Raw genomic sequence first — 15,830 nt, 5'->3', positions numbered from 1 at the left:
CTTGTTCCCTACTCCCTATTCTCTAGATTTTTCATTGTGGGTATTCAAAGAAACAAAATATTAGTTATAGTCATCAACTTTTTTTCTTCCTTTTTCCCTACTTCCTAAAAAATGTTAAATTAATTTGGCACAGGTACTTACTACTTACTACAAGCAATTCACCAACAAATGATAACTATTGGTAATGCTCTTGGGAAATACAATAACCCAACTTCTTAAATTACAGATTAAAACCCTAATAATAGACCTCTTCCCCAACAAAAAGTCACATAAATTACAGTATAGAAATCATAAACTTATTATTACTGCCCTGTTGACTTTTGACTTACTTGTGTCAGCAGTCTAATTACTAAGCTCAAAAATCACCAAATCTAGTTAAGGAATTTAAATCAAAGTGTCCACCAACGCTCTCCCAAACAAACAAATTAAAAAATCTAACTCTGAACCTTCACCAGTATTCGAGTTTGTTCAATCTGTCAGTAAAGTTACAGCAGGTACAGTATTAGGCATTACTATGCTGACTAGCTCATTAGTTGCTGGCGGATTAGTAGGTTTAGCCATCAGCTTCCGTAATCTGCCAGATGTACGGGTGCTAAAAAATTATACACCTTCAGAAACAACTCATATATATGATATTAAAGGTAGACCCCTGGCAAGTCTCCATGACGAAGCTAACCGAGAAGTCATACCTCTAAACCAAATTTCTCCAGACTTAAAACGAGCAGTTCTAGCGATCGAGGATAGTAACTTCTACAATCACCAAGGCCTTTATCCCATTGGAATTATGCGTGCTTTTGTGGCCAACTTGGAGCGGGGTAGAACTGTTGAAGGTGGTTCTACTGTGACTATGCAGTTGGTGAAAAATTTGTTTTTATCTCCAACAGCCAAACTTAGTCGGAAAGTAGCTGAAGCAGTTTTGGCAATTCGGATGGAACAAATTCTGGAAAAAAATGAGATTTTAGAATTATACCTTAACCAAATTTACTGGGGTCATAATCTATATGGAGTTGAAACTGCATCTAAAAGCTATTTTAATAAGTCTTCTCAGGATTTAACTTTGGCCGAAGCTGCCTTGATGGCAGGTATGATTCCTGCACCAGAACAATATAGCCCTTTTATTAATTATCAAAAGTCTAAGCAACGTCAGGCAACTGTTCTAGCGAGGATGCGAGAACTAAATTGGATTACTGCTGAGGAGGAAGCAGAAGCTCTCAAGCAACCATTGTTAGTAGGTAAAGTTACCTCTTTTCGTGAAAGTAAACTTCCTTATATTACTAATGCAGTTATTCAGGAGTTAACTGAGAGGTTTGGTAAAGATGCTGTCCTGAAGGGAGGAATGCGGATACAAACTACCATTGATATGAACTTCCAACGGATGGCAGAGAGGACTGTAAGTGAATGGCATCGAATATTATATTACCGTGGGCTTTATCGGAGTTGGGACAAAGGTCAATTAGCATTGGTGGCTGTTGACCCACGCACCCACTTTGTCAAGGCAATGGTTGGTGGGGCAGATTTTAAGACCAGTCAATATAATCGTGCTGTTCAAGCTCGCAGGCAACCTGGTTCTTCGTTTAAGCCTTTTGTTTACTATGCTGCTTTTGCTTCGGGTAGATTTTCGCCATATTCGATAGTGATGGATACTCGTGTTAGTTATCGAGATGGTGATGGTTACTACACTCCTCGAAATTATGGTGGTGGATATTCCGGGGCAGTTAGTATTCGTAAGGCTTTACAGTCTTCTCTGAATATACCTGCTGTTAAAATTGGTCAGTCTGTCGGACTTAATAAGGTAATTGAGATTTGTCGGATTTTGGGAATTAAAAGTCCGATGGAACCTGTGATTTCTTTACCACTGGGTTCTGTTGATTTGACACCTCTGGAGATGGCGGGTGCTTATGCCACTTTTGCTAATAATGGTTGGCATTCTGATACGACGTTTATTGTCCAGGTGACAGATACCAGTGGAAATGTGTTGTTGGACAATACTCCTAAACCTAAATTGGTTCTGAATCAGTGGGCTGTGGCATCACTTAATAGTGTATTAGTGGGGGTAATTGAACGAGGTACTGCTACTAGGGCTAAAATGAGTCGTCAAGCTGCTGGAAAAACTGGTACGACTTCTTCGGAAAGGGATGTTTGGTTTGTTGGTTATACTCCTCAGTTGTCAACTGCTGTTTGGGTAGGTAATGATGATTACCGACCACTAAACTATGGAGCTACTGGGGGAACTACTGTTGCACCTATCTGGCGTGATTTTATGAACCAAGCTATGAGGGGTATGCGTAAAGAGTATTTTCCTCCAGCATATAAGTTTGAGAGGCCCTAGTTTTTTATTGGTACTTGAACATTTTTAGGTCAAAAAATGGCTGAAAGTCAGTAAAGATAAGGGAATTACGTCAAGGCCATAAAAATGCCTAGAACCCTTGTTCATTAATGGATAATGGATAATGGATAATGGATAATTACCTCTCCCTAAAAGGGAGAGGTAAGACGCGGTAGGGAAAAAATTTATTTCTCAAAGGGAGATTGGAGGCAAGCGAGGAGACCTCGCTATCCCATCCTACGGACTGCTCCGCAAACGACCGCTTTTTCCCCTTTATTGGGGAGACTTTAAAGGGTGAATTATCTAATTATTTAATTGTTTAATTGTTTAATTGTTTCGGTAATTAAGGATTTATGCCTTTTTGACGTAAAAACCTTTGCCTGTCTATATTTTAGCCTATTTTTTACTTCTATTTTGTGTAAGTCCCATTGTATGGAATTTGTTTAGTAGAGCTATTTTATGCCTGTTTCAAAAAATATTGCTAAATTAACAATTTTTTGGCGTTAGGTAGGGAAAGTTTGGGAGATGGAGTATGCTGAATAAATTTGAAACTTTGATAGTCGGGCTTTTGAAAAATATTCAAGGTTCAAAAAGTTCAATAAGAGGGTTTCATTCGATCGCCGACTAATGCACTTAGGAGTCGTGTAAGAATAACCATTACAGTTTTTTTGATGGAAACTAGATTTCACAATCTATTTCAGATAAAATTTGTAGAAGTTATTTTTACATGATGCCTCAGTAATGTGGTTGAAGTAGCAAAAATTTTTCCCTGTTCGGTGTCTTCACACTTACTAAATTTTCAGTAAACCCTAAATAACTAAATAAACAGTATGCCTGGAAGAAAACTGCTTCTTTCTCAAGATTCAATCAAGAAAGTAAGCAGCTTTCTTCCTAACTTCTTTGTATGGTTTGCCGAGCATATTAAATTGCGATTAATAAGCGGTTATTCATCTTGATTAAATCAGGACTGCTTTTCGAGTTCTGATTTCATTCTTTCTAAAGTTATATGCATTTGATCGAACATTTGTTGAGGAGTAATACCGAATTGATTTAACTGAGTTTTGAGTTGTTCCATGGTCATTTGAGCCATGAAATCTTCCGATAATTCAAATCGCTTCATAAAAATACGGTATCTATCCATCATAGCTTCCATTTGATCGATATACATCTTTTTACCTTCTCGGTCAAATTTGCCATAATTACTTCCTAGCATAATCAAAGATTGATAATCCTCAAATAATTTTTTTGCTTCTTGTTGAACTACTTCTGAATCAAAGAATCCCATAGCTTTCCTTTTTTAAAACTCTAATATTATATTAACTAAACTTTTACAGGTTGGAAGCCTATAAAACGACAATTATGATATCAATCTGATATCTGTTAATTGTGCAGTACCATTAATTACTTAAGTATAACATTAATTGCGTCTTAGATATTGAGTAAGAATAGTGTGGAAATACCTATATTTTAGTTCGTCAAACCAGAAATTTTATTTATAGTAATGTAAGTATTTCCCAGGAAATGCTTATATAGTAATTATCAGGTTATATATCACGTTACTTCCTTTTTTTCTTTTCCTTATTTGACATAGTGACTATATTCTTAACTTATCAGAAGAATTTATTACCGAAAAATTAAGCTATAAAGCCTCTCCATTCATGGATAAAAAAGAAAAAAAATTCTTTTAGCACATCCTGTTCTTTATTAAGAATTATAGCGTTTTCCCAGCTCGTGAGGTACAGTTATCTTTATTTTTTTATTGTCTTTTTATTCCCAGTTAAGTGTTCTCAGTTAAGTGTTCCCTCAAACCTAAAATTTTGTACCTCACGCTTTTTGGGAATTGCTATAATAATTGTTAATTATTAATTATTAATTATTAATTATTGAATAGCTTCTCTTTCTAACAACAAAGTTACTGGACCATCATTCTCAATTTCAACTTGCATCATTGCTCCAAAAATACCAGTTTCTACCTTTAAACCACTCAATTTTAATTGCTCTACAAATAGCTGATAAAGTTGTTTAGCAACATCAGGAGATGCAGAATTATCAAAAGATGGGCGACGACCTTTACGACAGTCTCCATAGAGAGTAAATTGACTAACTATTAACAATTCACCATCTATATCTTTCACAGATTTTTCCCAACGGTTATTATTACTATCTTGGTCAGGAAATAAACGCATATCTAGACATTTACGTACCATCCAATCTATTTCTGCTTCTGTATCAGTTGTGGCAATACCGACAAGCAAATTTAATCCTTTGCCAATTTTACCGACAATTTCTCCATTTACTTTTACCTGAGAAAAATTAACTCTTTGGATAACAACTCGCATAATTTATTTAAGTAAAAATTGAAAATTTTAAAAACGTTTTTTGTTGTAACTTTCAAATAGTTTTGATAAGTTATTTAAAGGAAAATATTTTGATATTCAATATCAGAATATGATATATAAATCTTATTTTATTTGTGAGATATTGTAGATTTTTAGAGAATACTTAACTGGGAAAGAGGAAGAAATAAAAACTACATCTTATGTACTAAGATAACTGCTATCTTAATCAAGTTTTAGGGAACAGTCAAATTATCACATATGATTCCTAATTCCTATAATTTATATTGTGTCTGTTTGAATAGTTATAAGTAATATCAAATCCGTTTAGTTTGCAGTTGGGAGATTCTAGTATCAGTATTGGCAAAAACTCCAAGTTTGGTAGGTGTTTGGTCACCAAACCCCTATGATATTGAATTGTAACGATACTACCGGATTTGATATAAATGATGATAAGGAGCAGGGAATAGGAAGAAGAAATCAACTCAAGGAGAATAGGGAAGAGAAAATTTTTTTGAATGCTAATTATCCTTATCCGGAAATAATATTAGTTATAGATAAAATACTTTGCTAAAGAGGTTCCATGGAAACTCCCTACTCTCTGTACTTTTCCCTATTATTTCCTATTTACTATAGCAATTCCCATACTGGTAAGGTACAAAATTTTAGGTTTGAGGGAACACTTAACTGGGAACAGGGAACAGAAAAGAAGAAAAACAACTGTACCTCATAACTTTGGGAATTGCTATATTTATCAATAAAATATCAAGTCTTTTCCACTTAGGAGAAAAAGATTGGATATATTTTAATTTATCCTTTACTCCCTACTACTTAATCTCTACTCCCTTGCAATCTTAATAATAAGGATTGAACCGAAAATGATAGAATACCATGTATTCAAAAAGAATGTTATACCAATTCTCAAAAATTTTGCTGTACTTGGAAATTTTATTTCTAAATACTATTTATTTAGGTGATATAAGTCTTTAATAATATTTGTTATTTTGATGGTTATTTTAGCAATTTATAAGTATAACATGACTTTTGATAAATGGTATTATAGGGTTTCTCAAGTTACTAAGGTACAGTTGTTTTTCTTCTTTGGTATTCCCACCGAACCCGAATTACTAATACTTAATACCTACTCCCGTTGTAATTTTGTACCTTACCAGCATGGGAATTGCTATACAAATAGTCTATGCAAGGAAGAAATAACAACCAAAAATAAAGAATAAGGAAAGGAAAAAAACCGGAAAGATAATAAGTTTTATCTCTAAATCAAAGCCAAAATTTTCGACAAATAAAAAGCTAATATCATAAGTTTTATACTTGTACTAAACATTTATTAAAACTGTCAAGTATCAAAAGTATTGCTATACTTAAAAGTCAGAAAAAATCAGCTTAAAAAGAACTATAAATAGGATCTCAGTCAAACAAATAATATTTAGAAATATAAACTCCAAGTATAGCAAAATTCATAATAATTGGTATAAGTGCTGGCTTCACTATTGATAATCTTCAGTGTTCAGCACTCAGCTTTCAAATATTTGCTAATTGCTGAGTGCTGATTGATAAATTTATTACCTTATTCCTGCTTAAGTTTTCCTTATTTATTAGTTTTTAGGAGATAACACAATCTTCTAATTGGGAGCGCAACTTCTCATGCTCTAAATTTTGACCAATCAAAACCAACTGATTTTTCTGATTATCTTTCCACTGATCATCATCAACAATACTAAACCGCTTACCACTTAAATGGAATATATGTCGTAAAGAGCTTTCTTGAAACCATAAAATTCCCTTAGCTCGGAACACATTTGCAGGTAATTTATTATCCAAAAAATCTTGGAATTTCTTAAGAGAAAAAGGCTTATCGCTTTGAAAGGAAATAGAAGTAAATCCATCATTTTCTAAGTGGTCAGAATGATGGTGATGATGCTCATGGTTATGGTGGTCATGGTCATGGTGGTCATGGTCATGGTGATGATGGTCATGGTCATGGTGATGATGGTCATGGTCATGGTCATGGTCATGGTCATGGTCATGATGTTCATGGTCATGGTCATGGCTATGAGCTTCTATTTCTTCAAAATACTTATCCGACTCAAACAAACCTACACTCAAAATTAACGGTAAAGCTACTTGCGATTGCCTAGTTTTAATAATTCTAGCATCCTTTTTAATATCCCTAATTTTCACTTCCAACAAATCTAAATCTGCTTGATTAACCAAGTCAGTTTTATTCAACAAAATAATATCAGCATAGACAATTTGACTATATGCTGCTTGACTATTAAATAAATCGAGACTATAGTTAGCACCATCTACCAAAGTAATAATTGAATCTAGGCGAGTCATATCTCGTAACTCAGTTCCCAAAAAAGTTAAAGCTACTGGCAATGGGTCAGCTAAACCAGTAGTTTCTACCACCATATAATCAATTTTTTCTGGTCTTTCTAAAATCTTATAAACTGCATTTACCAAATCATCATTAATAGTACAGCAAACACAACCATTAGTAAGTTCCACCATTGTGTCATCTGCATCAGTAGAAACAATTAACTCATTATCAATCCCAATTTCTCCAAATTCGTTTACCAAAACAGCAGTTTTCACACCCTCTTGATTTTGCAATATATGGTTAAGTAAAGTAGTCTTGCCACTGCCTAGAAAACCTGTAATTATTGTTACTGGTAAACCATGTTTTGGCATATCCAGATTTGATGTATCTAACTGAGTAGTTGTTGATTGCATAGTCTGCCTCTAAAATTAGGTTAATCTTGATTATTGATTGGTATTAATGACAAAAAAATTAGTCATTTAAGTTATCAGTTATCAGTACCTCCCGTTGAATTAGGAAGCTTGAAATACTGAGGTTGATTTTTTTCATCTCCTATCCAAAGGGAAGCTTGAGACCTTATTTTTTAGTCATATTACCTTTCAATTAAAATTGAAACTGCCCTAATAGAAATAGATAAACATGAATATTTACCGAATAATTATTAATTAAATAATTTAGCTTTATTAGCCTCCCCTTTCAAGGGGAAAAAGCGGTCGGAAAGCGGAGCAGTCCGTAGGATGGGATGGCGAGGTCTCCCACTCTTGACAGAGCCGCTCCGAAGTGCGCCATATCCAATCGACCAAGAGAAAAGTGGTTAGGATATTTCCTTGTATTCAATTCCGTTACGGTTTTAACCAGAGGTAATTATCAATTATCCATTATCCATTAATGAATTTCTAGCTAGGCCAGTACAATTATTATAGTAGGAGCTTAAATGGTTCCAAAGGAAGAAAAAACTAAATTAATCAGTAGGTAAGCAAAATTGTTTGTATCTTTACTACTCAGATATATTTATGGTTTTAGGGAGTGGGGAAGATAGGTTGGAGGATAGGACAAACAAAAATATTCACCCCGTCATAAGTAAGTAAGAGCAATGTTTTATACAATTCCAGGAATTAAGCGCGATTACTCCCGACTCCCATACTCCCAACTCCCCGACTCCCCGACTTCCTTCACAAGACCTCTTGCAAAATTTTTAATTAAATTAATTAAAGAGATAAAATCAACAATTTTTACCCCCTATTTCCTATTCCCTATTCCCTATTCCCTGACTTCTGGAAGAAGTCTAAAGAATTATTGGCTCAAAGATTGGCCTACTAAGCTTCAAAGATGGTACAAGTAAATCCAATAATCGATCTACTACCTGCTTCCAAGTAAAATTTTGGACTATCCATTGAGGGCCAGCTTTGCGGGCCTGTTCCCTAAATAAAGTTTTTTCAATTATTATTTGCATTAACTCAACTAGATGGTCTTGTTCTGGCAGAACAAACCGGATTGCTTCTCCATCTTTGGTATAATTAGTCTGGAGTTGACTATCAATTGCTAAGGCAAAGTTGGGGTTAGTAAAATCATCCGTGGGGCCACCTCTTGTACATATTACTGGTAAACCACAAGCGGCTGCTTCTAATACTGGCAAATTAAATCCTTCCGCTAAATAGGGAGATACATAAGCATCGGCAACTTGATAAAGTTGGGCTAGTTCCAGAAATGAAAGAGTTTTACCAACATAGATGATTTTAGGTTGTATTCTTTCCATTTCTGCATCGGTAAGTGCAACTTTGCCAGCTTTGGCAATAGAATCTTTAGAAGGGAAAATAGCGTCCCTACCTTTAAGGATAAGTTTGGTATCTGGATAATGCTCAACAATAGTAGCAAATGCTTTGAGTAAACGCCCCACTCCTTGACTGCTGTTGCACATCACCCCAACGTTGAGAAAGACAAAACAATTATCAATGCCCAATTTTTGGCGCAGAGTATTTCTCTCATCTATTGGCAAAGGATGATAAATATTTGGGTTAACACCCAGAGGTACAACCGCAACCCGACTTTCCTCAGCGCCACTGCGAATAAACCCCTCTTTTGACCAGTGAGACGGAGTAATAATAATAGTATCAGATTGAGCATGAGCTTCTGCAAATGAGTTTACACCCATTCCTTTGATAATAGATTTGGTGACGATTCCCCACTCAGTACAACCAAAAATAGCTGTGCGGTTGCTTGTTGAGGAATTTAGATTAAACGGAGCATACATCCGTAATGTGGCATCTGCTGCTTGTTGTGGTGATGGGTTGGGAATGTTGCGTAATACTGTTTCTGCATTTTGGGGAAATAAACCTGTGACGGGTTGCCAACTTTTGCTAATGTAAGGCATATCCTGATGATAAATTTTTAGTTGGGGTCGCTTGAGCATTTCTAGTAGTTGGAATTGATTGACGATCGCGTAGGAGTGGGGTAAAAAACGCCAACCTTCAATAATTATGTGCAATGGGTTATTACTCCTAAATCTTTGGGTGTTTTGGTAATTAGGTAGGAAAAATAATGGTGCAAACAGAGCTAAAGCAAGTAATATTATTTCCGGTAGCATCCGTATTATATATTGTCAGGTCTGAAGAAGGAAGAGGCAAGAAGATTTGAAAGAAGGAAAAACTGACGTCTTGGTAGATATTTTCCAACCGTTTATAGACTCCGATACTAGAGGACATGATATAAATTTTACTAGATTCTTGGCTCTCCTACTTTCTTTTCAAAGTTAACTTTATTTATGACAAGCTTAGTAATAGTTGAGATTTTTGATATTTTTATTCTCTGGTTTTTTTTCTCAATACAAGGGGCAATAAAATCGTAATTACACTGTAGACAATTTTTATCGCTATTGCTTTCAGAAAAATGTTAATATAATTAATAATCATGCTATAAAAGTTCTATTTTATTTGTCATTTTTTTCTGGGTGCGGGTACTAGATTTAGATAGTGTACTTTAATTGGTTAACTTTGTCATAAGTTATCTCCAACCTGCTGTTAATTTAGGTTGGTTATGCTCCAGATAAATCTAGATATATTTGTGATAGGTCATTTAGGATTTTTAGAAAAAGTGTAAGCATTCAGGTAGATCGCCTTCACCTTTTTCTTGGTAATAATCTTGCACTAAGTAATTAATGATAAATATTAGTAAAGAATGCTTTGATAGTAACTTTTAATTTTCCCTCAATCTTTCAAATATAACTTCCTTTAAAAAGAATAAGTTAATAGCTGACAGCTAATAGCTGATTGCTGAATACTTATGAAAAAGTTATCAATTTTAGTTAATCAAGAACTGTAGAGGAGTTTCCATGAATCAGAAAAAAGAATACACAATTATGATTGTGGACGATCAACAACTGAATCTTCAAATCATGTCAAATTTATTAAAAATATCTGGCTTTAATGTCATAGTAGCAGAGAATGGAGAAATGGCGCTTGAAAAGCTAAAAAACGAATTACCAGATTTGATTTTATTAGATGTACTAATGCCGAAAATGAATGGTTTTGAAACTTGTCATTGTTTGCAATCTTCAGAAAAAACTAAAAATATTCCAGTTATTTTTATGACTTCTATTTCTGAATCTCAGGAGAAAGTCAGAGGTCTAAAATTGGGAGCAGTAGACTATATTGTTAAACCTTTTAAGGAAGAAGAACTTTTAGCGAGAATTAATATACATATACGCTTAAAAGAGGAGATTCAAGAACGGACTAAAGCAGAAATTGAATTGCAAAAAGCCAAGGTTGAATTAGAAGAAAGGGTAAAGGAAAGAACTGCCGAACTTTCTCAATCTATAGCAGACTTAAAAGAGACTCAAATTCAACTGATTAAAAGTGAGCAAATGTCTAGTATTGGTGAATTAGTTACTGGTATTGCCCATGAACTTAATAATCCAGTTAGTATAGTTGTTGGAAATATTACTTTAGCTGAAACATATCTCCAAACAATTATTAATCACATAAAACTATATCAAAAGCAATTTCCTCACCCTGGCTTAACAATTGAAAAAGATGCGGAAAAAATGGATATAGATTTTCTGATGGAAGAACTACCTAAAATGTTATCTTCTATCAAATTAGCTAGCGATCGAATTAGAGAAACCAGTGTATCATTGCGAAGTTTTGCTAGGGCAGATAGTATGTCTAAAGTACCTTTTGATATTAATGATGCGATAGAGAGTAATCTGAAAATTTTACAGCATAGATTGAAAGCTAATAATCAGCGTCCAGAGATTGAAATTGTCAAAAATTATGGATATTTACCTAAGATTAATTGTTATCCTCATGCTTTAAATCAAGTGTTGATCAATTTGTTAGTAAATGCTATTGACTCTTTGGAAGAATATAATTATAAAAAAAATCGAACTTATCACGAAATTTTGCAAAATCCTAATCGAATTAGTATTACTACTTCAGTTATTCAATCCAATGAAGTAGAAATTATCATAGCTGATAATGGACTGGGAATGCTAGCACATCTAAAAGATAAACTTTCTGAAGCTTTTGAAGGTCTCAAATCTAGTAATAAAAGAAATAGTCTGGGCTTGTCTATTAATCACTTAATTGTAGTAGAAAAGCATAGGGGAAGATTAGAATGCAATTCTCTTCCTAAACAAGGAACAGAGTTTGTTATTAAGTTGCCAATTTAAAGTATAAAAACCATCACCAATAATTTCATAATTATTTTTAGTATCTAGTTGTAATTCAGATAAATAGACTTTTAATTCCTTATTAAGCAGGTATACAAAATTAATTACACATTTATACAAACTGAATTCTTTGCCTTCTAAATATCGCAGATAATTAGAATAGGTAAATGATTTTGTCTAGGTATTTATCAAAATGAATTTGAGGATTTATTCCTACTTATAATTAATTGTTATATTTGACTATCTGGTTCTTCATCCTATGATTGTAAATTTTTATTTTACTATTAAACACATCTATAAAAAAGGCGATAAATAATAGCTCTAGCTATATATATTGCTAGCTTTTACTACCACAAAATATCTTGATGATATCTGAAATTTAGAGCTTTATTTGTTGTCTAATTATTTTTTTTGATTTATATTAAACCAGTTTGATAAATGTTTGCTACAAATAGTTATAATACCATTTTTAAAAAAGAATCCTACGAAAAGGTAAATCTCGATCGGAGATGTTTAAAAATAGCTTTTCCAATTCATTTGGAAAATTTTTTTATCATTTTCCTCTTTTTTTTCACCATTTACTTATTCTTCATTCTTCCCTCTTCAGTACATACGTTACATGCTACTTCCGTACCATTCTTCAACAATTAATAATTAATAATTAATTATTAATTATTACCTCTCCTTGAAAAGGAGAGGATTGACTAATCATGAAAATTTTTTCTTCTCAAGGGGAGATTAGATATGGCGCACTTCGGAGCGGCTCTGCTTTCTTCGGGAGACCTCGCCATCCCATCCTACGGAATGCTTTGCAAACGACCGCTTGTTTCTCCTTTAAAGGAGAGGCTTTAAACCTTAATTATTCGGTAATAAACATTTATCAAATTGGCATAAGTCAGGATTTAGGAACAATAATCTCTCAATATTTTTTTAGTAGGGTGAGACTTTCTTTGTAGTCAAACAAACATCATGCTTAAAGTATTTCCATCAATTTTATTATTTGTAACATTCTGTTTTCAAGCTTGCTATGAATAGGGAACAGGGAACAGGAAACTATCAAATTATTACCGATAATTTAGGACTGCTATATTCTTATGTTAAACTTAAATAATGAATTCCTAAAAATCAGAAAATAAAATGTATGATCTAACTCAATTTAGTCTCAGAGATATGTCAGAATGTGGGCTAATTTTACGTCATATCGGCAAAAATACTAATAGTACAGAAGAGGTAAGTAACAGAGTTATTAAGTATTTTTACGAGAATATAGTTAGTAAAAATACCCAGGAAAAATCCTGTGCGTTAATCCGTATGTTTCATACTATTCCATATGAAAAACTCACTTCTGAACTGCAAGAATATGCTTGTAAAATCTTAAATAATCAACCAGTAAATCCTAATCTAAAATGCTTAACTTTACTGGCTACTGCCGGGGAAAAACCAGAATGGAACTTACGAAAAAAATCCTCTGGACATAAAGCAATTCCTTTAGCAAATAAAGAAGCGATCGCTAAAATTCCGATGATATCAAGGCTAATCCAACAATTAGGATTAGATCCTGGTCAAGTGTTAGAAGCAGACCCAAATTTATTGGCTGACTTAGAACAAAAAATGTACAACGTATTCTATGTACCTGATGCTTTGGGTAGCCCTTATATTCCAGCACAAGAATCATTTGTAATTCCTTTTAATATTAAATCTGTAATCGGATTTGGAGGTTTATTACCTTCAGGAAATATGTTTGTAGTTTTAATGTTTTTGCGAGTTAAAGTACCAAGAGAAACAATTGATTTATTAAAACCATTAGCGTTAGCTGTAAAAATGACTCTTTTGCCCTTTGAACAAAGTCAAATTTTTTCAGTTTGGCAATCGGAAAAAATAAGTCATAAGAAAGAAATAAATAAAGATAAAATTATTGAACAGCTTCAATCAGAAAATGCTGCATTAAATCATTTATTAGATGTATCAGAGAAATCCACATTAATTCAATCTGAACGTTTAGAAAAAGCTCTCGCCGAACAGCAAAAAACTCTAGAAAAACTTCAAACGACTCATGCTCAATTACTACACACAGAAAAAATGTCTAGTTTAGGACAAATGGTAGCTGGTGTCGCCCATGAAATTAACAACCCTATTCACTTTATTCATGGAAATATTACTCCAGCTCAAGAGTATATTCAAGACATACTAGAATTGCTAGAAATATATCACCAGCAATATCCTCATCCTACAGCAGAAATTCAAAATAAAATAGCAGAAATTGACCTGGATTTTGTCAAGAAAGACCTTGATGGAATTATTGGCTCCATGAAGATAGGAACAGAAAGGATTTATCAAATAGTTAAATCAATGCGTAATTTTTCTCGGTTTGAAAAACCAGAAATTAAACCAGTTGATATCCATGAAGCAATTGATAGTACGTTGATGCTTTTAGATAACCGTATTCAAGCCAAAACTTCTTCTCCAAAAATCAAAATTATTAAAGAATATCAAGAATTACCATTAGTAGATTTTTGTGCTGGTCAACTGCACCAAGTATTAATGAACATTTTGAGTAATGCTATTGACTCGCTGGATGAATCTAACAATCAACCCACACCAATAAAAGTTAGGAAAAATCCGAATAAAATTAAAATTTGTACTAAAGTTTTAAATAAGGAGTGGGTGGTAATTTCTATTGCAGATAATGGTTTTGGTATGACTGAAGAGGTTAAGAAAAAACTATTCGATTCTTTCTTTACAACTAAATCTTCAGGTAAAGGAACTGGGTTAGGGCTATCTATTAGTTATCAAATTGTTGTAGAAAAACATGGTGGAAAGCTATTATGTAATTCTCAGCCTGGAGAGGGAGCAGAGTTCATTATTCAGATTCCTATTAGACAGAAAGTTTTTCAAATAGCATAAGTAGATAACTAATTTTGTCAGCATTTAGCCTTCAGCTATTATTAGATAATCTTCCTCATTAATTACTTAGTCCAGGATTATTATATTAAATACGTTAATGTTTGCTACCAAAAGACATAGGGGCGATCATCAAAAATCCAATCAATCCCATACGCAAAAATTATCAATTTTTTCCCCCTGCTTCCTACTCCCTACTTCCTCTTTTCTGGAGAGGTCTAAAGATTGATAGGGAGATTGGAAAATTCGTAACTAGCACAATTTTTTGTATTTCATATTACTAAAGAAAAGCTGTTTGCATAGCATTCCGTAGGAAAGGCGATCTACTTGAATATTTACCTAAAAATTAAGTTATAAAGTCTCTCATTTTAAGGAGAAAAAAGAAAAAATTCCTTTGAGCAAAATCCTCTTCTTTATAAGAAGAGGTAATTATTAATTGTTAATTATTGAACTGATTTTTATTTAGTAATTGGTCTAGTTTTACAGTGGATTTCAGGTATATGATACTAAATCCAGTTTATAGAGTATCTTTTTGGGGAGATGGGGTGATAGTTAGAGAGGGATTTGAAAAAGATACTTTTGATAACCGGATTTGGTATTAAGTAGAGTATGATTACCTTTGACACGAGTTGTTTAAGGATAGAATTAACCTTTCATTTGTAATTGGCAAAGCTAAACATAAATATAAAGAAAAACTTACTCCGATAACTGAATTAATGGATAGGTATTTTCATAAAAATAAAGCTTTAGAAGAAGTAAAAAAAATTAGTTCCTTCTTCAACTTTGTATCGTTCTATTTGTTATCAAACGGAAAGTTCCTGGAATTGTCAAATAAGAGTTGTTACAAAAGTTTGTGATGGAAGTGATGGCTTAAAAATGCGTCAAATTGTAACGTATTTACCTGCTTTAAAAATTGCTATATCGAAACTTTATACAGAGAAATACTGTCCAAGAGGTGAAATGGAAAATCGGATTAAGGAACAACAGTTAGATTTATTTGCTGAGAGGACTTAAACTCAAATATTTGATAGCAATCAACTCAGATTATGGCTACATTCTTTAGCTTATATTCTCGTAAATGCTTTTCGTAAACACTGTTTAAAAAAAACTTCATTAGCTCAATCAACTGTGGGAACAATTCGTCTTAATCTTTTGAAATGGGGAGCCAGAATAACTATTAGTTGTAGAAGAATTATTGTCGCTATAGCTAAGGCTTGTCCTTATCAAAATGTTTTAACGATTGCTTAAACTCCAATTCCA

Annotated in this window: 7 protein-coding genes and 1 pseudogene; 4 read left to right on the top strand and 4 right to left on the bottom strand. The window is 33.3% G+C overall.

The genetic code is table 11. From position 1 onward, the window contains the following. Positions 1-394 precede the first annotated feature (394 nt). Positions 395-2,329, top strand: coding sequence for a transglycosylase domain-containing protein (locus tag F6K22_RS10405; protein ID WP_293096778.1), 1,935 nt, complete (start codon positions 395-397; stop codon positions 2,327-2,329). A gap of 958 nt (positions 2,330-3,287) precedes the next feature. Here F6K22_RS10405 and F6K22_RS10400 read toward each other — a convergent pair. From F6K22_RS10400 to F6K22_RS10385, 4 genes are all read right to left on the bottom strand, one after another. Then, complete coding sequence (locus F6K22_RS10400) at positions 3,288-3,611, bottom strand: DUF1825 family protein (RefSeq protein ID WP_293096775.1); 324 nt, start codon at positions 3,609-3,611, stop codon at positions 3,288-3,290. Between the two features lie 595 nt (positions 3,612-4,206). Then, a complete protein-coding gene (gene dtd, locus F6K22_RS10395; RefSeq protein WP_293096773.1) occupies positions 4,207-4,665 on the bottom strand; it encodes a D-aminoacyl-tRNA deacylase in 459 nt (152 codons plus the stop codon). A gap of 1,617 nt (positions 4,666-6,282) precedes the next feature. After that, positions 6,283-7,416 carry a CobW family GTP-binding protein gene (locus F6K22_RS10390; RefSeq protein ID WP_293096771.1) on the bottom strand — a complete coding sequence of 378 codons (1,134 nt, stop codon included), beginning with the start codon at positions 7,414-7,416 and terminating at the stop codon, positions 6,283-6,285. A gap of 872 nt (positions 7,417-8,288) precedes the next feature. Further along, positions 8,289-9,587 (bottom strand): glycosyltransferase, encoded by a 1,299-nt coding sequence (locus F6K22_RS10385; protein WP_293096769.1) that lies wholly within the window; start codon positions 9,585-9,587, stop codon positions 8,289-8,291. Positions 9,588-10,331: 744 nt separating this feature from the next. Here F6K22_RS10385 and F6K22_RS10380 point away from each other — a divergent pair. The 3 genes and pseudogenes from F6K22_RS10380 to F6K22_RS10370 all read left to right on the top strand — a co-directional run. Then, complete coding sequence (locus F6K22_RS10380; RefSeq protein WP_293096766.1) at positions 10,332-11,669, top strand: response regulator; 1,338 nt, start codon at positions 10,332-10,334, stop codon at positions 11,667-11,669. 1,137 nt (positions 11,670-12,806) lie between these two features. Next, positions 12,807-14,573 carry a sensor histidine kinase gene (locus F6K22_RS10375; RefSeq protein ID WP_293096763.1) on the top strand — a complete coding sequence of 589 codons (1,767 nt, stop codon included), beginning with the start codon at positions 12,807-12,809 and terminating at the stop codon, positions 14,571-14,573. A gap of 656 nt (positions 14,574-15,229) precedes the next feature. Continuing rightward, positions 15,230-15,818: pseudogene (locus F6K22_RS10370) on the top strand (transposase); the annotation flags it as partial. Positions 15,819-15,830: the final 12 nt, after the last annotated feature.

Source organism: Okeania sp. SIO2F4 (assembly GCF_010672385.1).
GTDB lineage: Bacteria > Cyanobacteriota > Cyanobacteriia > Cyanobacteriales > Microcoleaceae > Trichodesmium.
This window is presented reverse-complemented; position numbering and strand designations above follow the sequence as displayed.